Source organism: Sinorhizobium sp. BG8 (genome assembly GCF_016864555.1).
Taxonomy (GTDB): Bacteria; Pseudomonadota; Alphaproteobacteria; order Rhizobiales; family Rhizobiaceae; genus BG8.
The window spans coordinates 797,439-822,099 of sequence record NZ_CP044011.1 but is presented as its reverse complement, the minus strand read 5'-3'; the positions used below and the strand labels follow the sequence as shown (position 1 = coordinate 822,099).

The 24,661-nt window shown below is 62.9% G+C and carries 23 protein-coding genes and 1 pseudogene; 12 read left to right on the top strand and 12 right to left on the bottom strand.

Going from position 1 to position 24,661, the window contains the following annotated elements; all coding sequences use genetic code 11:
* Positions 1-6: 6 nt before the first annotated feature.
* The 4 genes from F3Y30_RS03750 to F3Y30_RS03735 form a co-directional block, all read right to left on the bottom strand.
* Positions 7-1,650 (bottom strand): ABC transporter ATP-binding protein, encoded by a 1,644-nt coding sequence (locus F3Y30_RS03750; RefSeq protein WP_203425209.1) that lies wholly within the window; start codon positions 1,648-1,650, stop codon positions 7-9.
* The gene (locus F3Y30_RS03745) at positions 1,647-2,792 is read right to left on the bottom strand and encodes an ABC transporter permease (protein ID WP_203425208.1); all 1,146 of its coding nucleotides are present in this window, start codon (positions 2,790-2,792) and stop codon (positions 1,647-1,649) included. The genes F3Y30_RS03750 and F3Y30_RS03745 overlap by 4 nt, the downstream gene beginning before the upstream one ends.
* Complete coding sequence (locus tag F3Y30_RS03740; RefSeq protein WP_203425207.1) at positions 2,792-3,874, bottom strand: microcin C ABC transporter permease YejB; 1,083 nt, start codon at positions 3,872-3,874, stop codon at positions 2,792-2,794. Before F3Y30_RS03740 ends, F3Y30_RS03745 begins: the two co-directional genes overlap by 1 nt.
* A gap of 144 nt (positions 3,875-4,018) precedes the next feature.
* The gene (locus F3Y30_RS03735; protein WP_203425206.1) at positions 4,019-5,875 is read right to left on the bottom strand and encodes an extracellular solute-binding protein; all 1,857 of its coding nucleotides are present in this window, start codon (positions 5,873-5,875) and stop codon (positions 4,019-4,021) included.
* A 241-nt stretch (positions 5,876-6,116) separates the two neighbouring features.
* Here F3Y30_RS03735 and mepA point away from each other — a divergent pair, with 241 nt between their 5' ends.
* The 6 genes from mepA to F3Y30_RS03705 all read left to right on the top strand — a co-directional run bounded on the left by mepA (position 6,117) and on the right by F3Y30_RS03705 (position 12,104).
* Entirely contained in the window at positions 6,117-7,130 is a 1,014-nt protein-coding gene (mepA, locus tag F3Y30_RS03730) for a penicillin-insensitive murein endopeptidase (RefSeq protein WP_246752942.1), read from the top strand.
* A gap of 105 nt (positions 7,131-7,235) precedes the next feature.
* Positions 7,236-7,616 carry a methylglyoxal synthase gene (locus F3Y30_RS03725; protein ID WP_203425204.1) on the top strand — a complete coding sequence of 127 codons (381 nt, stop codon included), beginning with the start codon at positions 7,236-7,238 and terminating at the stop codon, positions 7,614-7,616.
* A 55-nt stretch (positions 7,617-7,671) separates the two neighbouring features.
* Complete coding sequence (locus F3Y30_RS03720; protein ID WP_203425203.1) at positions 7,672-8,697, top strand: glucokinase; 1,026 nt, start codon at positions 7,672-7,674, stop codon at positions 8,695-8,697.
* Between the two features lie 118 nt (positions 8,698-8,815).
* The gene (locus tag F3Y30_RS03715) at positions 8,816-10,609 is read left to right on the top strand and encodes an ABC transporter ATP-binding protein (RefSeq protein ID WP_203425202.1); all 1,794 of its coding nucleotides are present in this window, start codon (positions 8,816-8,818) and stop codon (positions 10,607-10,609) included.
* A gap of 14 nt (positions 10,610-10,623) precedes the next feature.
* Positions 10,624-11,442 carry a 4-hydroxy-tetrahydrodipicolinate reductase gene (dapB, locus tag F3Y30_RS03710; RefSeq protein ID WP_203425201.1) on the top strand — a complete coding sequence of 273 codons (819 nt, stop codon included), beginning with the start codon at positions 10,624-10,626 and terminating at the stop codon, positions 11,440-11,442.
* 26 nt (positions 11,443-11,468) lie between these two features.
* Positions 11,469-12,104 (top strand): 2,3-bisphosphoglycerate-dependent phosphoglycerate mutase, encoded by a 636-nt coding sequence (locus F3Y30_RS03705; protein ID WP_203425200.1) that lies wholly within the window; start codon positions 11,469-11,471, stop codon positions 12,102-12,104.
* Positions 12,105-12,155: 51 nt separating this feature from the next.
* On the opposite strand, the gene F3Y30_RS03700 is transcribed toward F3Y30_RS03705, so the two are convergent.
* Together F3Y30_RS03700 and F3Y30_RS03695 are read right to left on the bottom strand one after the other, a co-directional pair.
* Positions 12,156-13,028, bottom strand: coding sequence for a bifunctional helix-turn-helix domain-containing protein/methylated-DNA--[protein]-cysteine S-methyltransferase (locus F3Y30_RS03700; protein ID WP_203425199.1), 873 nt, complete (start codon positions 13,026-13,028; stop codon positions 12,156-12,158).
* 68 nt (positions 13,029-13,096) lie between these two features.
* Complete coding sequence (locus F3Y30_RS03695; protein WP_203425198.1) at positions 13,097-13,597, bottom strand: DUF2244 domain-containing protein; 501 nt, start codon at positions 13,595-13,597, stop codon at positions 13,097-13,099.
* Between the two features lie 22 nt (positions 13,598-13,619).
* Here F3Y30_RS03695 and nth point away from each other — a divergent pair, with 22 nt between their 5' ends.
* Positions 13,620-14,393, top strand: a complete 774-nt coding sequence (gene nth, locus F3Y30_RS03690; RefSeq protein WP_203425197.1) for an endonuclease III — start codon at positions 13,620-13,622, stop codon at positions 14,391-14,393.
* Between the two features lie 76 nt (positions 14,394-14,469).
* Here nth and F3Y30_RS03685 read toward each other — a convergent pair whose 3' ends face one another.
* The gene (locus F3Y30_RS03685) at positions 14,470-15,063 is read right to left on the bottom strand and encodes a TetR/AcrR family transcriptional regulator (RefSeq protein ID WP_203425196.1); all 594 of its coding nucleotides are present in this window, start codon (positions 15,061-15,063) and stop codon (positions 14,470-14,472) included.
* 80 nt (positions 15,064-15,143) lie between these two features.
* Between F3Y30_RS03685 and F3Y30_RS03680 the strand changes: the two genes are divergently transcribed.
* The gene (locus F3Y30_RS03680) at positions 15,144-15,569 is read left to right on the top strand and encodes a VOC family protein (RefSeq protein ID WP_203425195.1); all 426 of its coding nucleotides are present in this window, start codon (positions 15,144-15,146) and stop codon (positions 15,567-15,569) included.
* A gap of 2 nt (positions 15,570-15,571) precedes the next feature.
* Here the strand turns inward: F3Y30_RS03680 and F3Y30_RS03675 are convergent, their stop codons facing one another.
* The gene (locus tag F3Y30_RS03675) at positions 15,572-16,285 is read right to left on the bottom strand and encodes a sulfate transporter family protein (RefSeq protein WP_203425194.1); all 714 of its coding nucleotides are present in this window, start codon (positions 16,283-16,285) and stop codon (positions 15,572-15,574) included.
* A gap of 161 nt (positions 16,286-16,446) precedes the next feature.
* Here F3Y30_RS03675 and F3Y30_RS03670 point away from each other — a divergent pair, with 161 nt between their 5' ends.
* Positions 16,447-18,480, top strand: a complete 2,034-nt coding sequence (locus F3Y30_RS03670) for a methyl-accepting chemotaxis protein (RefSeq protein WP_203425193.1) — start codon at positions 16,447-16,449, stop codon at positions 18,478-18,480.
* 44 nt (positions 18,481-18,524) lie between these two features.
* Here the strand turns inward: F3Y30_RS03670 and F3Y30_RS03665 are convergent.
* Both F3Y30_RS03665 and epmA read right to left on the bottom strand, forming a co-directional pair.
* Positions 18,525-19,571, bottom strand: a pseudogene (locus F3Y30_RS03665) (lysine-2,3-aminomutase-like protein); the annotation flags it as partial.
* Complete coding sequence (gene epmA / locus F3Y30_RS03660; RefSeq protein ID WP_203425192.1) at positions 19,568-20,632, bottom strand: EF-P lysine aminoacylase EpmA; 1,065 nt, start codon at positions 20,630-20,632, stop codon at positions 19,568-19,570. The gene epmA and the pseudogene F3Y30_RS03665, both read right to left, overlap by 4 nt.
* Before the next feature lie 143 nt (positions 20,633-20,775).
* Here epmA and efp point away from each other — a divergent pair, with 143 nt between their 5' ends.
* Both efp and F3Y30_RS03650 read left to right on the top strand, forming a co-directional pair.
* On the top strand, positions 20,776-21,345 hold the full coding sequence (efp, locus tag F3Y30_RS03655) for an elongation factor P (protein WP_203425191.1): 570 nt from the start codon (positions 20,776-20,778) through the stop codon (positions 21,343-21,345).
* A 109-nt stretch (positions 21,346-21,454) separates the two neighbouring features.
* On the top strand, positions 21,455-22,447 hold the full coding sequence (locus F3Y30_RS03650) for an adenosine kinase (protein ID WP_203425190.1): 993 nt from the start codon (positions 21,455-21,457) through the stop codon (positions 22,445-22,447).
* Between the two features lie 13 nt (positions 22,448-22,460).
* Here the strand turns inward: F3Y30_RS03650 and F3Y30_RS03645 are convergent, their stop codons facing one another.
* Complete coding sequence (locus tag F3Y30_RS03645; RefSeq protein ID WP_203425189.1) at positions 22,461-23,003, bottom strand: SH3 domain-containing protein; 543 nt, start codon at positions 23,001-23,003, stop codon at positions 22,461-22,463.
* A 181-nt stretch (positions 23,004-23,184) separates the two neighbouring features.
* On the opposite strand from F3Y30_RS03645, the gene F3Y30_RS03640 reads away from it, so the two are divergent.
* Positions 23,185-24,186, top strand: coding sequence for a D-glycerate dehydrogenase (locus F3Y30_RS03640; RefSeq protein ID WP_203425188.1), 1,002 nt, complete (start codon positions 23,185-23,187; stop codon positions 24,184-24,186).
* Positions 24,187-24,189: 3 nt separating this feature from the next.
* On the opposite strand, the gene F3Y30_RS03635 is transcribed toward F3Y30_RS03640, so the two are convergent.
* Positions 24,190-24,660 (bottom strand): GNAT family N-acetyltransferase, encoded by a 471-nt coding sequence (locus F3Y30_RS03635; protein WP_203425187.1) that lies wholly within the window; start codon positions 24,658-24,660, stop codon positions 24,190-24,192.
* Between the last annotated feature and the right edge of the window lies 1 nt (position 24,661).

Here is a 24,661-nt window from a genome sequence, read left to right as displayed (position 1 = left end):
AACCTGTTACTGTCGGATTGCGTCTGTCTTGACGGCCCTGAGATCGAACGCGGCCGCCATGAGCGCCCTGGTATATGGCTCGCTCGGGGTTTCGATCACCCTTGCCGCCGGTCCCTGCTCCACGACCTTGCCGCCGCGCATGACGATGATGTCGTTGGCGAGCGCACGGACGACCTTGAGGTCGTGACTGATGAAGAGATAGGCGAGATTGTGCCTGGCCTGCAAATCGCGCAGCAAGTCGACGACCTGGGCCTGGACGCTCATGTCGAGCGCCGAGGTCGGCTCGTCGAGCATGACGAACTGCGGCTTCAGCACCATGGCGCGTGCAATGGCGATGCGTTGCCGCTGTCCTCCTGAAAACTCGTGCGGATAGCGCCAGCGGGTCGAGGGATCGAGCCCCGTTTCCTCGAGGGCCGACGCCACGCGACGGTCCCGCTCGACCTCCGACAGCGCCGGTTCGTGAACCTTGAGACCCTCGGCGACGATGTCGGCAACCGACATGCGCGGCGACAGAGAGCCGTAGGGATCCTGGAAGACCACCTGCATCCGGTTTCTCAGCGGCCGCATCTCGGTGAACGAATATTCGGTGATCTCCTTGCCGACGAAGGCGATCCGCCCCTCGGACGAGATGAGGCGGGTCAATGCCAGACCGAGGGTCGTCTTGCCGGAGCCGGATTCCCCCACGACGCCGAGCGTATGGCCCGCACGTAGCCTGACGTCGATGCCATCCACCGCCTTGACGTAGTCGATGGTCCGGCGCAGGAAACCTGCCTTGATCGGAAACCACACCTTCACCTGGTCGGCCTCCACGACGATCGGCTTCCCGCTGTCGGCAGGCAGCGGATTGCCGCGCGGCTCGGAGGCAAGCAGATGGCGAGTATAGGGATGCCGCGGGTTCGAGAAGATCGCCTCGACCGGACCACTCTCGACAATGCTGCCCTTGGTCATCACGCAGACCCGATCGGCGAACTTCCGCACGATGCCGAGATCATGCGTGATGAAGAGCATGGACATGCCATGCTCCTCCTTGAGCTTCTTCAGGAGTTCAAGGATCTGCGCCTGGACCGTGACGTCGAGCGCCGTGGTCGGTTCGTCGGCGATCAGGAGCTCCGGTCGGTTTGCGAGCGCCATGGCGATCATGACGCGCTGGCGCTGGCCGCCGGAAAGCTGGTGCGGGTAGGCCGAAAGCCGCTTCTCGGGGTCGCGAATCCCGACCTGGTTGAGAAGTTCGAGTATGCGGGTGCGGGCAGCTGCCCCTTTCAGGCCCTGGTGAAGGCCGAGTATTTCGCCGATCTGCTTCTCGATCGAGTGCAGCGGATTGAGCGACGTCATCGGCTCCTGGAAGATCATGGTGATGTCGTTGCCACGCACCTGTCGCAGCTCCGCATCGCTGGCCTTCATCAGGTCGCGGCCGTTGAAGACGATCTCGCCGCTCGGGTGGCTGGCCGCCGGATAGGGCAGCAGCTTGAGAACGGAATTGGCGGTCACCGACTTTCCGGAGCCGGATTCGCCGACCAGCGCCACCACTTCGCCGCGCCGGATGTCGAAGGAGACCCGATCCACGGCGAGCGAGGTCGCGCCGCCCTGGTGGAAAGCCACGGACAGGTCTCGCACAGAAAGGATCGGATCGATTCGCGATGCATCCGTCATCTAAATGTCTTTCTGGGATCGAACGCATCGCGCGTCGCCTCGCCGACGAAGATCAGCAGCGACAGCATCAGCGACATTATGACGAAGGCGGAGAGGCCGAGCCACGGAGCCTGGAGGTTCTCCTTGCCCTGCGCGATGAGCTCGCCGAGCGACGGAGAGCCGGGGGGCATCCCGAAACCCAAAAAGTCCAGCGAGGTCAGGGTCGTGATCGATCCAGACAGGATGAAGGGCAGGAACGTCAGCGTGGCGACCATGGCATTGGGCAGGAGGTGCCGATACATGATGGTCAGATTGCCGACACCGAGCGCGCGCGCCGCGTTGACATACTCGAAATTGCGCGCTCTCAGGAATTCCGCGCGCACCACCCCGACGAAACCAACCCAGGAAAACAGCAGCATGATCCCGAGCAGGATCCAGAAACCCGGCGGCAGGATCGCGGCTATGATCAACAGGATGTAGAGAACCGGCATCGACGACCATATCTCGATGAAGCGCTGCATCAGGAGATCGGTCCAGCCCCCGAAATAGCCCTGTACGGCACCGGCGGTAACCCCGACGAGTGCGGAAGCGATCGTGAGCGCAAGCCCGAAGAGAACGGAGATCCGAAATCCGTATATGACGCGCGCCAGCACGTCTCGCGCCTGATCGTCCGTGCCGAGCCAATTGAGATTGCCGAGCCGGCAATTGGGGTCGTCCACTCCGCCCGGATAGCCTGAGCAGCGTTCCTCCTTCGACATCAGCCAGAACGGAGCGGTAGGCGCGGAATGCGGTACGTTCGAATTGGCGGTGTGGTAGGAATAGCGGACCGGCGGCCAGATCATCCAGCCGTTGGCACTGATCTCGTCGTGAATGAAGTCCGACTTGTAGTCCGTTTCCGCGAGGAAGCCGCCGAACTTCTCCTCGGGGTAATTGACGAATACCGGGAACAGCAGTTCGCCCTTGTAGGACGCGATGATCGGACGATCGTTGGCGATGAATTCTGCGCCGAGGCTGAGGCCGAACAGCACCAGGAAGATCCACAGCGACCAGTAGCCCCTGCGATTGGCCTTGAAATTCTCCCAGCGCCGGCGATTGGTGGGAGAGAGGAAGCCACTGCGCACCACGTCCGTGCTGCTCGCCTTGGCATCGGACAGAACCGTCATCAGACGTCCCTCCGCTCGAAGTCGATCCTCGGATCGACCCATGTGTAGATCAGGTCGGAGACGAGGCTGACAACCAATCCCATTAGCGAGAAGATGTAGAGGGTCGCAAAGACGATCGGATAATCGCGGCGCACGACCGCGTCATACCCCAGTCGTCCGAGGCCATCGAGAGAGAAGATGTACTCAATCAGCAGGGAACCGGTGAAGAACGCGGAAATGAAGGCCCCGGGGAACCCGGCGATGATGATGAGCATCGCATTGCGGAAGACGTGACCGTACAGAACCTGGCGATCCGTTAGTCCCTTTGCACGCGCCGTCGTCACATACTGCTTCTTGATCTCGTCGATGAACGAGTTCTTGGTCAGCAGCGTCGTCGTGGCGAAGGCCGAGAGCAGCAGCGTGATCAGCGGCAGGGTCATGTGCCAGAGATAGTCGAGCGGCTTCTGCCATAGCGGCAGAGACGAGAAATTGTCGGAGACAATGCCTCGCAAGGGGAACCAGTCGAAGAACGAACCGCCGGCGAAGACCACGATCAGCAGGATACCGAAGAGGAAGCTCGGCACGGCATAGCCGACGACGATGATCCCCGACGTCCAGACGTCGAAAGTCGATCCGTCGGAGATCGCCTTCCTGATGCCGAGCGGTATCGAGATCGCGTAGGACAGGAGCAGGATCCATACGCCGAGAGAGATGGACACCGGCATCTTTTCGACGATCAGGTCGACCACGCTCGTGTTGCGAAAGAAGCTCTCTCCGAAATCGAAGCGGATGTAGTTCCACATCATGCCCACGAAGCGTTCGAGCGGCGGCTTGTCGAAGCCGAACTGCTTCTCGAGCTTGGCGATGAATTCAGGATCGAGGCCGCGGGCACCGCGATAGGTGCTGTTCTCCTGCGAAAGATTGTCCTGCAGCATGTCGCCGCCGCCGGATAGGCGGTCGCCTGCACCCTGGTTCGTCAGGTCGGAGATGACCTGCTCGACGGGGCCGCCGGGCGCGAACTGCACGACCACGAAGGAGATTGCCATGATGCCGAGGATCGTCGGGATCATCAGGAGGAGACGGCGCAGAATATAGGCACCCATCAGCCCGGTCTCCGCTCTGTCGCCCGTCCTGAACGTCCGCTTGCTACCTTCTCAGCCTCTGTCAATCCGACTGGTTCCTTTGCGCCTGTCCCGGTGATTCGCATTTCGGCAATGTGGAGCGCATGCGCCCCCGCAAGCAAGGGCTCATTCGGTCTTGGCTTCCTTGGACCACCAAGAATCGGGGAAGCCGATGCCGTATTTGGGCAGTTCGGCGGGTCGGTCGATCCGGTTCCAGTAGGCAATCGGCGCATTCATCCGGTAGTAAAGCGGTATGACGTAATTGTGGGCTAGCAGCACGCGGTCCAGCGCCCGTGCCGATGCAACAAGGTCTTCACGGGTCTTGGCGAAGATGATCTTGTCGATCAGCGTGTCGATTGCCGGGTCCGATATTCCGGCGTAGTTCTTCGATCCCTCGCGGGAAACCGACTTGGAGCCCCAATAATCCCACTGCTCATTGCCAGGGTTGAGGGTCTGGGCCCAGACCACCCATGTCATGTCGTAGTCGAACTTGCGTGTGCGGTTGGTATACTGGGACGCGTCCACGGTGCGCACGCTGGCGTCTATTCCGATACGCTTCAACGCATTGGCATAGGGAACGGCCACGACTTCGAGCGCGGGGCTGCTGAGCAGGATCTCGAAGGAGAAGGGCTTGCCGGTCTCGGCATTGACCATACTGTTGCCCTTCAGCACAAAACCCGCCTCCTTGAAGAGCTCGACCGCCTTGCGCAGGTTGTCCCGCGACTTTTTCTGCTCGCCGCCCGTCGGATTGGCAAAGGGCTCCGTGAAGACGGAGGGAGGCACCTTGTCCTTGAGCTCGGTGAGGATTTCCAGCTCCCGGCCCTCGGGCAGTTTTTCGGAGGCGAGTTCCGTTCCGAAGAAGAAGCTGTCGACCCGCTTGTACTGGCCGAAGAACACCGTGCGGTTCAGCTCCTCGAAGTCGAGGGCATAGTTGAGAGCCCTGCGAACGCGCTCGTCCTGGAAGATCTCCTTGCGCATGTTCGGAACCAGGGCCTGCATGATCCCCGTTGCCCGGTAGGGATTGGGGATTTCCTCGCGCTTCACGCGCCCGTCCTTCACGGCCGGGAAGTCATAGCCGGTCGCCCAGCGCTTGGCCTGGTTCTCGAACCAGTAGTCGGTGTTGCCGGCGCGGAAGGCCTCGAACTCGACGTTGCGGTCGCCATAGAACGTGTAGGTGATCGAGCCGAAGTTGTTTTGGCCGACGTTCACGTTGACGTCCTTGCCCCAGTAGTCGTCGCGCAGCTCGTAGCGGATCCGGTTGCCGGGGGAGAAGGAGGCGATCCGGTATGGACCGGATCCCATGACGGGCTCGAGGGTCGTGCGGGTGATGTCTCGCGGCTTTCCATCCGGCCCCGTGCCCTCCCACCAGTGCTTCGGGACGATGGAGAACTGTCCGAGGATCTGTGGCAGTTCGCGATTGTTCTTTTCGGTGAAATGGAAGGTGACGTCCCGCTCGCCGGTCTTTTCGACCGACGCGACATGCTGGTAGTAGCTCATATAGAGCGGGTTGAGCTCCTTCGCCTTCTCGAAGCTGAATATCACGTCCTCGGGCGTCACCGGCTTGCCGTCCGCCCACTTGGCCTCCGCGCGCAGGCGGTACGTCGCCTGGGATATGTCATCCGGATAGGCCACGCCCTCGGCGAGCAGGCCGTAGGAAGCGGTGATTTCGTCGTCGGCCGATTTCATCAGCGTGTCGAAGACGAGCGCGAGGCCGGTCGCCGCCTCGCCCTTCTCAAGGACAGGATTGAAGGTATCGAAGGTCCCCGTCTGCGAGAGGTTCAGGTCGCCACCCTTCGGCGCCTGCGGGTTCACATAGTCGAAATGCGGAAAGCCTTGCTGATATTTCGCTTCGCCAACCGTCGCGATCCCCACGCGCCACTTGAGATCGGGTTGCTCGGCGCAAGCAAGGGACGTTGTGAGAAGGGAGATGAGTGTCGCACCTATCGCCAGTCCTATCCCGCCAATCCCGCGTCCTGTCCGCATGCCTTTTCCCTCTGCTTCGCCAGCCCGTTGCCGGCACTGCCGCAAAGAATAGGGAAAATGCGGCCAATTGACAGAAGCGGTTCGCAGGGGTGCCGATTTTTTGCACGACCACCTGCGTTTTGACAAAATCCGTGCCCACGAAAGCGCGGTGATCTAGTTTCGTATTGTGAATTGATTCGAAACGCCGGAACCTCGTGAAACCATGCAGAACAAGATCCTTTCCCGCCTGATCGTTGCCGCGATGGCACTTCTGGCTGTTGCCGAGCCGCTGGCGGCAGCCGGCGACACGCCCGCCAAGGAATTGTTCGGCGGCATGAGGCTGCCGGCGAAGATGGCACCGGCTCCCCTCGGCTTCTACGCCAAGGGATGCCTGGCGGGCGGTGTCGCGATCCCCACCGACGGGCCAACCTGGCAGGCCATGCGGCTTTCCCGCAACCGCCGCTGGGGACATCCGCAGATGGTCGCGCTTATCGAGCAGTTTTCCCGCGATGCCCGCGAGAAGATCGGCTGGAACGGGCTGCTGCTCGGCGATATTTCTCAGCCTCGCGGCGGCCCCATGCTGAACGGCCACGCCTCGCACCAGATCGGACTTGATGCGGATATCTGGCTGACACAGATGCCGAAGCGCACCTTCAGCTACCAGGAGCGCGAGGACATTCAGGCAACGTCGATGCTGCAGAAGAACAAGTTCCTGACGGTCGATCCGAGCATCTGGACGCCGGAACATGCCAGGCTGATCATGCTCGCCGCGAGCTATCCGCAGGTCGAGCGCGTCTTCGTCAATCCGGCCATCAAGAAGAAGCTCTGCGATACCTGGGGCGGCAACAGGGCGCTCCTGGGCAAGGTGCGGCCGATCTATGGCCATGACTACCATTTCCATATCCGGATAAAGTGCCCCGAGGGATCGACCAACTGCAAGTCTCAGGCGGCGGTACCTGCCGGCGACGGATGCGACAAGTCGCTCGCCTGGTGGTTTACCAAGGAGCCGTGGGCGAAACCCAAGCCGAACGCCAAGCCCGTGAAGCCGCGATACCTGACGCTCGCGGATCTCCCCAAGGCCTGCTCGGTCGTGCTGCGCGGTCAGTCGGCGGATTCGGAAGCGGACGCAACGTTCGGCGCAGCGCCGACGGCCGCGGCTTTCTCGAGCGAAAGCTCGGATAATCCCGGCAGCGTGGAAGCCGCGATCGAGGCCGCCGGCCAGGGCATCTCCGGCAAGGCCATTCCCGTTCCCGTGGCGCGCCCCGCCTCCCAGTGAAGGGCGACCTGAGGCCGGCCACGGCCAGTCTGTTCAATCCGCAGAGCCTCCTGTATAGAGCGGTCAAATCGATTTAGATTCACGCTCCAGCCACGGAAGTCGCGTATGACCCGCACCAGATGCATCGCCCTTATCGCCCATGACGAGAAGAAGGCCGACATGGCGGAGTTTGCCCGTCGCAAGGAGGCGGTTCTTTCGGGGTATCGCATCGTGGCGACCGGAACCACTGGCGGCAAGGTGCTGGAAGCCTGCCCCGGGCTGGATGTTACCCGTCTGAAGAGCGGTCCGCTTGGCGGCGACCAGCAGATCGGCGCGCTCATCGCGACCGGCGAAGTCGACATACTCATATTCTTTGTCGATCCGCTCACGGCAATGCCCCATGATGTCGACGTGAAGGCTCTGATGAGGCTCGCGATCGTGTATGATATTCCGATGGCGCTCAATCGGGCGACGGCGGAACATCTTCTCGATTCCACGGGGAATTGACGGGCGCGCGCAGCCCGGTTACGCGGAAGAACAGCAGAGCACAATGGAAGCACCCATGGCACGGTCCAGCGATCTCGACACGCACCTCCCCTTTCCGATCCTGATCGGCGACATCGGCGGCACCAATGCCCGCTTCGCCTTGCTGGTCGATGCCTTTGCGGAGCCCCGGCAGTTTCCGATCGTGCAGACCGCAAACTTTTCCAACATCGACGATGCGATCCAGAAATGCATCCTGGACACCACGTCGACCCAGCCGCGTTCCGCCATCCTCGCGCTTGCGGGACCGATCCAGGGCGACGAGGTTCCGCTGACCAACTGCCCGTGGGTCGTGCGTCCAAAGGAAATGATTGCCAATCTCGGCTTCGAGGATGTGCTGCTCGTCAACGATTTCGAAGCACAGGCGCTTGCCGTGGCTTCCCTTTCCGATAGCGACCGCGAGCAGATCGGGCCTGGTGTAGAGGCCGCGGGGGCCTCGCGGGCCGTGCTCGGTCCGGGCACCGGCCTTGGTGTCGCCGGGCTCGTCCATGCCCAGCACACATGGTTTCCCGTCCCCGGAGAAGGCGGCCACGTCGACATGGGACCGCGCAGCGAGCGTGACTTCCAGATCTGGCCCTTCCTCGAACCGATCGAAGGCCGGATTTCCGCCGAGCAGCTCCTGTGCGGGCGGGGCATCATGAACATCTACCAGGCCGTGTCGGCCGCAGACGGCAAGGAGGCCCTGCTCGACACGCCCTCCGCCGTGACCTCGCATGCTCTAGACGGAACGGATCCGTCCGCCGTCGAGACCGTTTCCCTCTTCTGCACCTATCTCGGGCGGGTTGCCGGAGACATGGCGATGATCTTCATGGCCAAGGGTGGCGTCTATCTCGCAGGCGGCATCCCGCTGAAGATCCTGCCTGCCCTGCGAAAGTCCGCGTTTCGCGCCGCCTTCGAAGACAAGGCGCCGCACAGCGCGCTGATGCGCCAGATCCCGACATTCGTGGTCACGCACCCGATGGCCGCACTTGCAGGCCTTGCTGCCTATGCCCGCATGCCGGACCGTTTCGGTGTTGCAACAGAGGGACGCCGCTGGAAAAGCTGACGCCCGCCGACCCACAGGGAGCGGCCGGACTCGCCAAACGTCCCGCGAGGCACTATAGAGCGCCCGCGATATCCGTTTTCCCGCGCCACGCAAGCGCAGAAAGCCGCAGGAAAGACGTTTGAAAGACCAGAAACGCGCCGATCGCCACGTCAGCTCCGATACTATTACCGGTGTCCTGAAACGCATCATCGCTGAAAACGGACGGGACCACGTGCGTGGCTACCTGTTCGCGATCTTCTGCCTTGCCGTCGTGGCGCTCTCGACGGCGTTCACGGCGTGGATCATGGAATCCGTGGTCAACGAGGCCTTCGCGAACAAGCGTGCCGATCTGGTCGCCCTCATCTGCGGCGCCATTCTGGTCGCGTTCATCCTGCGGGGGCTTGCGACCTACGGCCAGGCTGTGACGCTTTCCAAGATCGGCAACAACATCGTTGCGCGCTATCAGCGGCGGCTCTTCTCTCACCTCATGGCGCTCAGCGTCGGCTTCTTCGCACAGTCGCGTTCCGCGCACCTCGCAGCCCAGGTGAGCCAGAACGTCAGCGGTATCCGCGACGTCCTCAACCTCACGGTCACTTCGGTCGCACGCGATTTCCTGACGCTCATCGCGCTGATCGGCGTCATGATCTCCAAGGATCCGCTGCTGACCTTGATCGTGTTCGTGGTCGCTCCGCCGCTTCTCATCGGTCTTCGCTATGTTTCCAGGCGCCTGCGCAGCGCCACCCGCGAGGCCGTCCTGCTGAACAGCCACGTCCTCGGCGCGATGCAGGAAACGGTCCAGGGCATCACCATCGTGAAGGCGTTCACGATGGAGAGCCAGCTCAGGGCGAAGGTCGAGGCAATCATCGACCAGGCCGAAAAGCGCTCCAACCGCATTGCGCGGCTCTCGGAACGCACCGCGCCCATGACCGAAACCTTCGCAGGTGTCGCCATCGCCGGCGTGCTTGCCTATGCGGCCTACCGCTCGATCTACGGTGGCGTGCTGCCGGGTGCCTTCTTCTCCTTCGTCGCGGCGCTACTCATGGCCTACGACCCGGCCCGGCGCCTGGCGCGCATGCAGGTGTCGCTGGAGCGCGCGGTGGTCAATGCTCGCATGATCTACGAGATCCTCGACATGGAGCCCCGCCAGCGCGATCTGCCCGATGCGCGCGCCCTGGACGTTCGCAATGCGACCATCGAGTTCCGCAACGTACGATTCGGCTACAGCGAGGGCGAGGAGATCCTGAAGGGCGTCAGCTTTGTAGCCGACGGCGGAAAGACGACAGCGCTCGTCGGGCCTTCCGGTGCCGGCAAATCGACCGTGATCAGTCTCATACCCCGTTTCTATGATCCCGTCGCCGGTGAGATCCTCATCGACGGACAGGACATAGCGCATGTCACCAAGCAATCGCTTCGAAACGAGATCGCCTACGTATCCCAGCAGCCCTATCTCTTCGAGGGCACGATCCGCGACAACATCCGCTATGGCCGCGAGGACGCCACCGACGAAGAGATCGAGACGGCGGCAAAGCTCGCCTATGCGCATGACTTCATCCTGGCGCAACCGGGCGGCTATGACACGCCAGTGGGGGAAAACGGCGTGACCCTTTCGGGTGGCCAGCGCCAGAGGCTTTCCATCGCCCGCGCGCTCGTGCGCAACGCGCCGATTCTGCTCCTCGACGAGGCCACGTCCGCTCTCGACACGGAGTCCGAGCAGGCCGTGCAGAAGGCTCTCGATCGGGCGATGAGCGGACGGACCGTCGTCGTCATCGCTCATCGGCTCTCGACGATCGTCGGCGCCGACAAGATCATCGTGATGCAGGAGGGGAAGGTTGCGGAAGAGGGCTCGCACGATGCGCTTGCGAGCCGCATCGACGGTCTCTACGCTCGCCTCCACAACCTCCAGGTACCCGGCAGCAGTGCCGCGAATGAATGAAAGGCCGTGAACCCATGAGCGATTCGGACATGAGACTTGTGATCGTGGGTGCCGGCGGACGCATGGGCCAGGCCCTGATCCGCGCGGTTCACGCCATGGCCGGGGTGCAGGTTTTTGCCGCCGTCGCTCGCACTGGCTCGCCTTTCGTCGGCAAGGATGCCGGCGAGGTCGCCGGTTTGGGTCCGATCGGCGTTTCCATCACCAGCGAGCCGCTGGAGGCCTTCGCCCACGCGGAAGGGGTTCTGGATTTTACCACGCCAGCGACAACGGTCGAATTCGCCGGGCTGGCAGCGCAGGCGCGCATCGTCCATGTCGTCGGAACGACGGGATGCTCGCAGGAGGACGACGAGAAGATCAAGGCGGCAGCGCGCCATGCGCGGGTCGTGAAGTCCGGCAACATGAGCCTCGGGGTCAACCTGCTCAGCGTGCTGACAGAGCAGGCGGCAAGGGCGCTTGGCCCGCAGGACTGGGACATCGAGGTGCTGGAGATGCACCACAAGCGCAAGGTCGACGCCCCATCCGGAACTGCGCTCCTTCTCGGCGAGGCGGCCGCCCGCGGGCGCGGCATCGAGCTTGCGACGAACTCGGTACGCGTGCGCGACGGGCACACGGGCCCGCGTCCCTCCGGCACGATCGGCTTTGCAACGCTTCGCGGCGGATCGGTCATCGGTGAGCATTCAGTGCTGATCGCCGGCGAAGGCGAGACCGTGACGCTCTCCCACAGCGCCACCGATCGCTCGATCTTCGCGCGTGGAGCCGTCCACGCAGCACTCTGGGCCCGCGACAGGAAGCCCGGTTTCTACTCAATGCTCGACGTGCTCGGGCTCAACTGATCAACACTCCGAGGAGCTAAAACGACATGACCGGAACACTTGTCCTCGTTCGCCACGGCCAGAGCGAATGGAACCTGAAGAACCTTTTCACCGGCTGGCGTGACCCCGACCTGACCGAACTCGGCATCGAGGAAGCCAAGGCGGGCGGCGAGGCCCTGGCCGATTATGGCGTCAAGTTCGACATCGCATTCACCTCGGTCCTGTCGCGCGCCCAGAACACCTGCAAGATCATTCTCGACAAGGTCGGACAGCCCAACCTCGAGACCATCCGCGACCAGGCGCTGAACGAACGCGACTACGGCGATCTCTCCGGCCTGAACAAGGATGACGCACGGGCGAAATGGGGCGAAGAGCAGGTTCATATCTGGCGCCGCTCCTACGACGTACCGCCGCCGGGTGGCGAAAGCCTGCGCGATACCGGGGCGCGCGTTTGGCCCTACTACCTGACCGAAATCCTGCCGCGGGTGCTGCGGGGCGAAAAGGTCCTCGTTGCGGCACACGGCAATTCGCTGCGCTCGCTCGTCATGGTGCTCGATCGCCTGACGAAGGAGCAGATTCTCGCACTCAACCTCGCGACCGGCGTGCCCATCGTCTACAAGCTGAACGCTGACTCGACCGTCGCATCGAAGGAAGTGCTTGGAGACATGTCCGGCGCGCACTGACCGCCGACAATCTCTCGTAAGACAAGGCCGGCGATTCGCCGGCCTTTTTCGTTAAACCTTGCCCGCTTCCCAGCCGAGCATTGCCCGCTTGCGGGTGAGACCCCAGTGATATCCGGTCAGGGCGCCGCTCTTGCCGAGCGCACGGTGACAGGGCACCACGAAGGAGATCGGGTTGCGGCCGACCGCCGCGCCGACGGCCCGGGAGGCCTTGGGCTGACCGAGGGAACCAGCGATATCGGAATAGGTAACCGCCCGGCCGATCGGAATGCGCAATAGGGCTTCCCATACGCGCACCTGGAAGTCCGAGCCGATAAGCACGATCCTCAGCGGCTCCCGAGGGTTCCAGCGCTGCGGGTCGAATATGCGCTTGGCATAGGCGGCCGTAGCGTCGACATCCTCGACATAGGCGGCGTTCGGCCAGCGGCAGGCCATGTCGTCGAAGCAGGCCTTGCCATCCGCGTCGTCGCTAAAGGCGAGACCCGCCAGACCACGATCCGTGATCATCACCAGTGCGCTTCCAAAAGGCGACGGATGAAAGCCGTAACGGATCGTCAGCCCTTCGCCGCGCGATTTCCATTCGCCCGGCGACATCGCCTCATGGGTCACGAACAGGTCGTGCAGTCTCGAGGGACCTGACAGCCCCACTTCCAGGCTTGTCTCCAGCAACGGCATCGATTCCTCGCGCAGCAGCCGCTTGGCGTGGTCGAGCGTGACCGCCTGAAGAAAGGCCTTGGGAGAGAGCCCGGCCCAGCGGGTGAACGTCTTCTGCAGCTGCGTCGGCGACTGCTTCAGCCGCGCGGCGATGTCGTCGAGCGAGGGCTGGTCGCGATAATCGTCCGTAATGAGCTCGATGATCCGACTGACGGTATCGTAGTCCTGGCCCTCGGGCGTGATATCGGATTTTAGCGTGGCGGCGATGTTCATGGTCGTATCTCCTATGAGACGACAAAATCACACGGTGGCGCGCCGGACCACCCGTTTCTTGCCGGACGTCAGTATCCGCGCTTCACGCGGGCAAGCGCCCCCGCAAAAGCTCTGGCAAAGCGCTCGCGATCGTCGAGATGAAGGAAGGTGCCGACATCGGTCTGGCGGCCGCCACCCCTCACCGTCATCGCCGTGATACCGACCTCTTCCTTGCGAGAAACGAGGAAGCGCGACCAGAAGGGATTGAAATTGTAAGCGGTTTCCCGCCCGGAAGCGGCAATCTTGCGGATGGAGATGCTCGTGCGCGACAGGTCGATCATCTCGCAGGCGCGCGCCTCCCTGTTGTTCAGCCAGAAGGCGCCGAAGAGGATCAGAAAATCGACGCCGAAGAACATCATGACCGGCCATGCGCCCGAAATCAGGAAAACCGCCATGTGTGCGACACAGAGGGCGCCGGCAATGAGGAAGAAAATCCGGTGGCCCGCAGGGCCAAGCGAACGATAGGGTCTGAGCTCGGCGGAAAAGACCGGCCGCTCGTTGAGGTTGATCTCGTCGTTGCCTTCATCCATGACCCCTGACTATAGAGGCATCATGAAAAACGTGAAGATGAAATCGATGGCTGCGATACCCCGGCCCGCAACCGCGGCAAAACGACGGGCAGTGAAAGTGAAGACCGCCTACACGGCGGCCGAGCTCGACGAGATGTTCCGTCGCTTTTCCGTGCAGCGACCGGAGCCGAAGGGCGAGCTGGAGCACGTGAACCCGTTTACCCTCGTCGTGGCCGTGGCGCTTTCGGCTCAAGCGACCGATGCCGGTGTGAACAAGGCGACTCGAGCGCTCTTTGCAATCGCCGACACGCCGGAAAAAATGCTGGAGCTCGGCGAGGAGAAGGTCCGGGACTATATCAAGACGATCGGCCTCTACCGCAACAAGGCGAAGAACGTCATTGCGCTTTCACAGAAGCTCATCGACGATTTCGGCGGCGAGGTGCCGCGCACCCGCGAGGAACTCGTGACCCTGCCCGGCGTTGGGAGAAAGACCGCGAATGTCGTTCTCTCCATGGCCTTCGGCCAATCGACGATGGCCGTCGACACGCACATCTTCCGCATCGCCAACCGCATCCTGCTTGCGCCCGGAAAAACCCCGGACGAAGTCGAGGACCACCTGATGCGGATCGTGCCCGCGAAGTATCTGTACCACGCCCATCACTGGCTGATCCTGCACGGTCGCTACTGTTGCAAGGCACGCCGGCCGGAGTGCGAGCGCTGCGTCATTGCCGACATCTGCAAGTCTCCGGAGAAGTCCTGCGACATTCCTGCGCCGCTCGTCGAACTGCCGCCGCAGCTCTTCGCATCGACGCCATGACGGCCATTTGTTCGCAGCCTGACGCCTCGCATCTACGCGCGCCTCCAGGCCGGCGGGGACGACCCGGATACGCTCGCTAACCGTCCGTCGTCGGCGGCTGCAGACGGGCTCCATCGATCAGCATGACGATCGCGGCTTCGTAGATTTTTCGATCACCGCCGGCCTCGATTGCGATTGCCGCACGATCGAATGCCGCCGACAGCAAGTTCGAAATCGCCTGGATCTGGTGCCGGTCCGCGCTGGAAGACAACTGCGCCCGCACGCCCTCGTGGAGGGATTTGTCTGCGTTTTCCCTGTCGATAGCGCCCAGGCATTCCGCCCCCAGAACTGCGGGTGCGTCGAGCAGTATGAGCCGCGTCCTCCCCGGGACCTCCATCGCGTCGAAATAGGCGGATGCGCCTGAGAGCAGCGCCTCGCGAGGAGATTTCGCCAACGCGGAGCGGGCTTCGATGGTCTCGGCGACCTGTGCCGCCTCATGTTCCACCACGGCCCTGAAGAGGGCCTTCTTGTCCTCGAAATGATGATAGAGAGCACCGCGCGTCACGCCGGCGGCCGAAACGATGTCCGGGGTGGCGGTGTCGGCATAGCCCTTGTCGGTGAAGAGGGTGCGCGCGGCAGCGATGAGCGCCGCGCGTGTCGCCTCGGTTCGTTCCTTGTTGGTGCGGCTCATGAGAAGGTATTTACATACAGACTGAATGCATGTTAATAGGTAAAAACATTCACTGCGTATGTTTTTTTGGAGGCAGGCAGATGAAGTCGACTAGCTACTATCCGGTCATCATGACATCCGACGTTCCGGGAACCGCTTCCTTCTATTGCGAGCACTTCTGCTTCGAACCGCTGTTCACGAGCGACTGGTATGTGCATCTGCAATCCCGGGAGGATCCCAAGGTTACCCTCGCGATCCTCGACGGCCAGCACGAAACGATCCCCGAACCGGGCCGCGGCCAAGTCTCGGGGCTGCTTCTCAATTTCGAGGTCGAGGATCCCGACGCCATCTATGCGGCCTGCTGTGGCGCCGGATTGCCGATCCTCAAGCCGATATGCGACGAAGCCTTCGGCCAGCGCCATTTCATTACCCAGGATCCGAACGGCGTGCTGATCGACATCATCAAGCCGATAGCGCCGAGCGCCGAGTACGCTGCGCTCTACACCCCTTCCGCCCTTCCGACCTAAGGTCAGCCGCGGAACTGGGGATCCTTCTGCGTTATCAACTTGTGCAGGTGGACCATCATGCCCGCAGCAAACAGTGGCGTCAGCAAGTTCACGATGGGCACGGCAAGGAATGCTGCGATCAGCAGTCCCGCCAGGAAGACCGTCTGTCGATGCTTGGACCGGAAAAGCCTGGCCTCTGCCGGCGGGCGAAAACGCATCGCCGCAAATTCGAAGAATTCCCGCCCCAGCAGGTAGCCGTTGACGAGGAAGAACGCGACGAGATTGACGCCCGGGACGAACAGGAGCAGGAGCGCGAGCAGATTGCCCGCAAGGACGACGCCGAGAAACTTGATCGATCCGAGCAAGGCGGCGCCGAGCGGCAATGGCGATCCAGGCGCATCGGCCGGGTAGTCGCGCCTCTCGACGACTTCGGCCACGTCGTCGAGAAAGAAACCCGCAACGACCGCAGTCACCGGCGCCAGCAAAAGGGCAAGCGCCAGCGCGAGGCCGAGACTTGCGATGATCCCGAAGACGAGGGCCATCCAGCCTGCCCAGCCCGGCGTCCCAGGCATGAAGCTCTCGACCCACGGCAGGGCGAAGACGATGAAGCTTTCGCGAAGTGCGAACCACAGCACGATCAGCACGAGGATCGTCAGTCCAAGCACCTTCCAGAAGACATTGCGCGTCTCGGGCGCAAGGAGATTGGCAAGCGCCATACGCGCGGCGTCAAGGATCATTCGTCGGCCTCCATGTTGCGACCATCGATTTAGGTGGGGATAAAGTCATCTGCAAGCATGCCGCGAACCATTTGCATTAAGTCATCATTAAATACGCGGTCCTAGAGTTACGCGCTGGTGTTCCGCGTCGCAGCGACATGGCGGAATTTAAGGGATCAATCATGCGCAGCTTCAGGATCAGCAGACTTCTGCCCGCCCTATTCATCGTCATGGTCGTGGTGGGCCTCGTGCAAGGCACGGTTGCATTCCGTTCGCTCTCGGCAATGACCGGCCACATCGAACGCATCGGCGAGGACCGCATGCAGCAGATGAGCGCCATCCTGCAGCTGAGCCATGACTTCACCGATCTGAACTCGACCTATTCCGAGCATCTTCTATCCATGGATCCCGACGAGATCACGGCGATCGAAGCGAAGATCAAGCAGCGCGCGGACGATCTGGCAGCCCGGCTGGACGCCTATGCGGCAGCCAACGCTTCGGATCCCGCAACCGCGAGCGCACTCGCCAGCATCAAGGATGGCCTTGCAGCCTACCGGCAGGAATCCGACAAGCTCATCCAGTTCTCGGCTATCGGCGCAAAGGGACAGGCTCTCGAAGTCTACCATGGCCCGATGAAGTCGGGCGCCGATGCAATTGATGACATCCTGAAGAACCTCGTGGCCGGCAACGAGCGGACCACCCAGGCCACCATGGAGGCTGCAAGGGGCGAGCACGATTCGGCCTTCGCGATGACGCTCGCTTCGCTTGCCCTGTCGGTCGGCCTTGCGACAGCCGCCATTTTTCTGGTCAATCGACGCGTCGTCCGACCCTTGAACGGCATCTCGCACGCCATGAAACTGCTTGCGAGCGGCGATACCGCCGCTGAAATCCCCCATGCCGATCGCCGGGACGAAATCGGCGAGATGGCCGCGGCCGTCGCCGTATTCCGCGACAATGCTGCCGAGCGCGTGCGTCTCGAACGGCAGTCCGAGGCGGATCGCACAGCGGGAGATCGCGAACGCCAGGCGCGTGAAGCCGAACGTACCCGCGACAGCGGCAAGGTCCAGGAAGCGGTGTTTGCGCTCGGCGAAGCGCTTGGACGCCTGGCGGGCGGCGACGTCACCTGCCGCATCGACAACCCCTTCGACGGAGATCTCGAGCGGCTGCGCACCGACTTCAACGACTCGGTCGGCCGGCTGAACGACGCGCTTCGCGAAGTCGGCGACAATGCGCGCGCCATCGGCGCCGGCGCCAGCCAGATCCGTGCCGCGGCGGACGATCTTTCGCGGCGGACGGAACAGCAGGCGGCATCGGTCGAGGAAACAGCGGCGGCACTCGAGCAAATCACCACCGCGGTGAAAGACTCGACCAAGCGTGCGGAGGAAGCAGGTTCGCTCGTTGCCCGCACCCGTGGAGAGGCCGAAAAGTCCGGCGAGGTCGTCCGTCGGGCGATCGGAGCGATGCAGGAGATCGCGAAATCCTCCGGCGAAATCACCAACATCATCGGCGTCATCGACGATATCGCGTTCCAGACCAACCTGCTGGCGTTGAATGCCGGCGTCGAGGCAGCCCGCGCCGGCGAGGCCGGCAAGGGTTTTGCCGTCGTCGCACAGGAGGTGCGGGAACTCGCGCAACGCTCCGCCAAGGCCGCCAAGGAGATCAAGGACCTCATCACCACCTCGGGTACGCAAGTGCGCGCCGGCGTCTCGCTCGTGGGCGAGACCGGTCGTGCGCTGCAGGCGATCGTATCGGAAGTGCAGGAGATCAACGGCCACGTGCAGGCGATCGTGGAAGCGGCGCGGGAGCAGTCGACGGGACTTCAGGAAATCAACACCGCGGTCAACACTATGGACCAAGGCACTCAGAGGAATGCCGCCATGGTGGAGGAGACGACGGCGGCAAGCCATGGCCTCGCCACCGAGGTTCAGGCCCTGAACTCGCTCATCAGCCGGTTCAACGTCGGCCACGGTACGGCGACTGGACACGTCGCGCGCCCCAGCCAGCTGCACGTGGTCACCGCCCCTTCCACGCCGCAGTCCGCGCCACCGGCTGCCGTGTCCTCCCTGCGCAAATCGTCCGGCCAGTGGAACGTGAAGCCTGCCGGCGAGACGTCGCGCCCGGTATCCTCTCCCGCGCTTGCCCTTGGCCAGAAGCTCGCAAATGCTTTCGGCACGAAACCCGGCAAGGCATCCGACGCAGACTGGGACGAATTCTGACGACCGCAACAGAGCGCCCTATCGGCCCTGCCCGCCCTCGGGTCGGGCGGGTAACGATGTTCACCGCCCCTGAAGTCGCGAACGCGGAAGCAGCCGTCATCCGCCTCCTCGACGCCGCCGCTTGCGACGACCGCCTTGCCGTGACCGCCGGGTATGTCGAGGATGTAGGTCGGCTGGCAGAGACCGGACACCCTTCCGCGCAGCTGATCGACGATTGCCCGTCCCTCCACCAGGCTCAGACGGAAGTGCCCGGTTCCCGGCGCCAGATCCGGATGGTGAAGATAGTAGGGCTTGATGCGGTTCTCCACGAAACTGCGCATGAGATCGGCAAGGACCGCCGCATCGTCGTTCACGCCTTTGAGAAGCACGGTCTGGCTGATCATCACGATCCCGGCATCGACGATGCGCGCGCAAGCCGCCCGGGCATCCGGGGTCATTTCCCGCGGATGATTGGCATGGAGCGCCAGGTAGGTCGTCTTGCCCGAGGCCTTGATGGCTCTGACCAGCGCGTCATCGATCCGGTCAGGCTCGACCACTGGCACGCGGGTGTGAAACCGAACCACCTTCACGTGATCGATCTCGGAGATCCGTTGCATGATCTCGGCGAGGCGCCGCGGCGAGAGAACCAGGGGATCACCGCCGGTGAGGATCACCTCCCAGATTTCGCAATGGGTAGCAATGTAGTCGATCGCCGCATCGAGCTCCCGCGGAGAAAGAGTGCCGAGCCCCGCCGGACCGACCATCTCGCGGCGAAAACAGAAGCGGCAATAGACGGGACACACATGCACCGCCTTCAGAAGGACCCGGTCCGGGTAGCGATGGACGATGCCTTCGACCGGACTGTGCGCCAGGTCGCCGATCGGGTCGGCGCGCTCGTCCGGCGTGCTGACGAGCTCGGCAGCATCCGGAAGGAACTGTCTGGCGATGGGGTCGGCCGGGTCGGATCGATCAATGAGTGCGGCAACCGACGGGGTGACAGCGACCGCGTAGCGCTTCTCGACACGGGCAAGGGCCTCCGCTGGCTGTCCTGAAGGGAGGAAGCCGGCCTGTTCGAGATCGCTGATGCTTCGGAGCGCTCTTTCGTTCCTCATGGCGCGGTCTCGGCGACGGGCGCCCAGATCACCTGGTCGATTCGCGATGCACCTGTCGCAAGCATGACAAGCCTGTCGAAGCCGAGCGCAATGCCGCTTGCCTCCGGCATCGCGTGAAGGGCGGACAGAAAATCCTCGTCGATGGGATAGGCTTCGCCGTAGACCCGTTGCTTCTCCGCCATCTCGAGCTCGAAGCGCCTGCGCTGCTCGGCGGCATCGGTCAGTTCGCCGAAGGCATTCGCAAGCTCGACGCCGCAGGCATAGAGTTCGAAACGCTCGGCGACGCGGCGATCGTGCGGCGCCGGTCGCGCCAGGGCCGCTTCCGAAACGGGGTATTCGCAAAGGATGGTCGCGCGTCCGAAGCCCAGGCAGGGCTCCACACGCTCGACGAGAACGCGGCTGAAGAGATCTGCCCAGGTGTCGTCCGCGGCGACGCGAAAACCGTTCCGGCGCATATCTTCTGCCAGCCGGTCGCGATCTGTCTCGCCACCATCACCAATCGACGCGAGAAGGTCTATCTCCGCATGTCGCTTGAATGCCTCGGCGACGGTCAACCGTTCCGGTTCCACGAAGGGGTCGCAGCCTTGCCCGCGATAGGCGAGCTTCGTCGTCCCGACCGTCAGCGCGGCCAGCGCCAGAATATCGGCGCAGTCGCGCATCAGCACCTCATATGTCTCTCCCGCCCGGTACCATTCCACCATCGTGAATTCGGGATGATGGAGCGGCCCGCGCTCGCGATTGCGGTAGACGTGCGCAAAGCAGGCGATCCGCCGTTCTCCCGCAGTGAGCAGCTTCTTGCAGGCGAACTCCGGCGAGGTATGCAGATAGAGCGGCGTCGTTGCCCCGGAGTGGCCGATCGCTTCTGTCCGAAAGGCGTGAAGATGAGCCTCGTTGCCCGGCGAGACCTGGAGCGTCGCGGTATCCACTTCGATGAATTCGTTCGTCGCGAAGAAACCGCGCAGGGCCGCCTGGATGCGATTGCGCGCCATCAGGAACGGCCGGCGGTCGGCATGGACATCCGGCGTCCACCAGGGCGAGGGTGCGGGGTTGATTTCGGTCATCGCAAGGTTTCTTCAGCCATTCCAGCCGACGCACTGGTCATTTGCCGGAATTTAGGGTAGTTGCGGCCCGAAAACGCTTCTGCGCGTCCGAGGGCTCCTGATCGTCCTCTACGACGCGTTCGTCCCAGTTACAAGGAAGACTTATGGTCAAGGTCATCGCCTCTTCGGTCCGCAAGGGCAACGTGCTCGATGTCGACGGCAAGCTCTATGTCGTGCTCACCGCGCAGAACTTCCACCCGGGCAAGGGAACGCCTGTCACCCAGGTGGACATGCGCCGCATCTCCGACGGCGTGAAGGTCTCGGAACGCTACCGCACGACGGAGCAGGTCGAGCGCGCCTACGTGGAAGACCGCGAGCACACGTTCCTCTACGAGGACGGCGACGGGTTCCATTTCATGAACCCTGAGAGCTACGACCAGCTGACCATGACCGCCGACGACGTGGGCGACCTCAAGGCCTATCTGCAGGAAGGTATGGCCGTCATCCTGTCGGTGCATGAAGGCGTCGCCATCGCACTCGACCTCCCCCGCCACGTCGTTCTCGAGATCACCGAGACCGAACCGGTGGTCAAGGGCCAGACGGCCTCGTCCTCCTACAAGCCGGCAATGCTGTCCAACGGCGTGCGCACGCTCGTGCCGCCGCATATCCAGACAGGAACGCGCGTCGTGATCGCGACCGAGGACGGCTCCTACGTCGAGCGCGCCAAGGATTGAGCGTCTCAAGCCGTCCGGCCCTTGCGCCCGGGCGGCTTTTCTCTTCCAAGTTGCTGAAATTCCGTTATGACCGGTTACCGGCTGATTTCTCGAGACGGATCTGACACGTATGACAAAATTCGACGTGCTGACGGTCGGCAATGCCATCGTCGACATTATCGCGCGCTGTGACGATGCATTCATTGCGGAGAACGGCATCATCAAGGGCGCGATGAACCTGATCGACGCGGAACGCGCCGAGCTTCTCTATTCCCACATGGGACCGGCGCTCGAGGCATCCGGCGGAAGTGCCGGCAATACGGCCGCCGGGGTGGCGAACTTCGGCGGAAGGGCCGCCTATTTCGGCAAGGTCGCAAACGACCAGCTCGGACAGATTTTCGCGCACGACATCCGCGCGCAAGGCGTTCACTTCCCGACAACGCCCCTTCAGACGTTCCCGCCCACCGCCCGCTCGATGATCTTCGTCACGGAGGACGGCGAGCGCTCGATGAACACCTATCTCGGCGCCTGCGTGGAACTTGGTCCCGAAGACGTGGCCGCGGATGTCGTCGCCGATTCCAAGGTCACCTATTTCGAGGGCTACCTCTGGGATCCGCCGAGAGCCAAGGACGCCATACGCGAGTGCGCCCGCATCGCGCATGAAAACGGCCGCGAAGTCGCGATGACGCTTTCGGACAGCTTCTGCGTCCATCGCTACCGCGACGAGTTCCTGGACCTTATGCGCTCCGGAACCGTCGACATCGTGTTTTCGAACAAGGCCGAAGCGCTGGCGCTCTACGAGACGGAAGACTTCGAGGACGCGATCAGCCAGATCGCCAAGGACTGCAAGCTCGCGGCCGTCACCATGAGCGGAGAGGGATCGATCATCTTGAAGGGCGGCGAGCGCACGCCGGTCGACGCGATCGAGATCGAGGAACTGGTGGATACAACGGGTGCCGGCGATCTCTATGCGGCCGGGTTCCTGTTCGGATACACACAGGGACGCTCGCTTGCCGATTGTGGCAAGCTCGGCAGCCTCGCTGCCGGGATCGTCATCCAGCAGATCGGACCACGCCCCATGCTGTCGCTGAAGTCAGCGGCCAAGGAAGCCGGCCTTATCTGACCCGGAGGAGGCCTTACTTGAAGGCCTCGCCGGGATAGGCGCCCCAGATTTCCGCCTGCGCGACCCAACCTTCCGTTCCATCGACCTCGGCACGGCACCAGTCGCCATTGCACTCGCCGATATGAATGACGACGCCAGGCTGGAGCTTGGCGACGACGGCGCTCGACGGCTGCGGCTCACGCCTCATATTGACGTAGACCGAATCGCCCTTGCCGCGCATCCATGGCGCCGTGACGGCTGTGCGGTCTCCAGACAGCAGGGCCTGATTGACCCAGCCCTCGGTGCCGTCCGCGTCGCGGATGCGCCGCCAGTTATCGTATTCCTGGATGATTTCGACGGGAACACCGGGCTTCATGTAGCGCCAGGCGACCGCGTAATCGAGGCTTGGCCCGATCCTGAGGTTGACGCTCTTCGATTTAAGGCTGACATAACGCGGGAGCGGGAGGCCGCTCGGCCCCTTGGCAGCCTGCGCTTGCGCCGGCAGCAAGCCGCCGGCCGGCAACATCAGGAAGCCGAGGAGGGTAGCGGTGCAGACGCGGACGAGTAACCTGCGCATGACGAATTCCGTTCGATACGATGCCGGGGCATTCGGCAACCGGGCCGACCGCGCATTCAAATTGCTGAACCGCTGCAAGGGCGGATTGTGTTCGCGACGGGGTCTGGTAGAAAATGCCGTTGATGAACCAATTCTTGCCCAGCTTGGTTAAGGACCCGTCAACAGGACGTCGAAATAACTCATGACGAACAAGAAAAGACCGAAGGTCTACATCACCCGCCGCCTGCCGGACGTGGTCGAAACGCGCATGCGCGAGCTGTTCGACGCCGAACTGAACATCGATGATCATCCGCGCACGCAGCCCGAACTGGTCGCCGCGGTCAAGATCGCGGACGTCATCGTTCCGACCGTCACCGACCGAATCGACGCGGCGCTGATCGAGCAGGCGGGCCCGCAACTCAAGCTGATCGCAAGCTTTTCCAATGGCGTCGATCACATCGACATCGAAGCCGCGGCGCGGCGCGGCATCACCGTGACGAACACGCCGAATGTCCTGACCGAGGATACGGCGGACATGACCATGGCGCTGATCCTTGCCGTGCCGCGCAGGCTTACCGAAGGTGCGCACCTCCTTACGGACCGCAGAGGAGAATGGGCGGGCTGGTCGCCGACCTGGATGCTGGGGAGACGCATCTGGGGCAAGCGCATCGGCATTATCGGCATGGGGCGAATCGGAACCGCGGTGGCACGCCGCGCCAGGGCCTTCGGCCTTTCCATCCACTACCACAACCGGACACGCGTGCACCCGAACACCGAGGAGCAACTGGAGGCGACCTATTGGGACAGCCTCGACCAGATGCTGGCTCGCGTCGACATCGTCTCGGTGAATTGTCCCTCGACGCCTGCCACCTACCATCTGCTTTCCGCCCGCAGGCTGGAGCTGATGCAGCCGTCGAGCTACCTGGTCAACACGGCGCGCGGAAGCATTGTTGACGAGACGGCACTGATCAAGTGCCTGCGCGAGGGCAGGATCGCCGGCGCCGGGCTAGACGTGTTCGAGCATGAGCCGGCGGTCAATCCGAAGCTGGTGAAGCTCGCAACCGAGGGCAAGGTCGTCCTGCTGCCGCACATGGGGTCGGCGACGATCGAAGGCCGTATCGACATGGGCGAGAAGGTGGTGATCAACATCCGCACCTTCTTCGACGGCCACAGGCCGCCGGATCGCGTTCTGCCAGGCCGCTGAGCCTCAGACGATAGCCTTTCGCATCTCGACGGACGTCGCCCGGCTGAAACCCGGATGGGCGTTTTCGGCGGTGCGCACGAAACCAAGGGCCGCAAACGCCGCATGGTTCTCAACGAGTTCGATTCGGGTCTCCAGTCTCAAGGCAGGCAGGCGCGTCGCACGCGCTACCTCTTCGGCGACCGCAACAAGCTGGCGGCCGATGCCCCTGCCCTGAACATCGGGGGCTACGGCGAGCTTGCCGATGTAGAGGCAATCGGCTTCGGGACGCAGAAAGACGCAGGCCAAGATCTGATGGCCCTCCAGGGCGACGTAGGCGATTTCGCGAGCCGCCTTCTCCGCGAGGTTGGCGGGCGTCAACCGCAATGCGGATGAAGGTGGATCGATGCGGCCTTCCATGTAAGCGAATGAGGCCAAGATCATTTCGAGCAGGTCGTCCCACCGGGAGAACGAACCATCGATCCTTGAAATATCCATG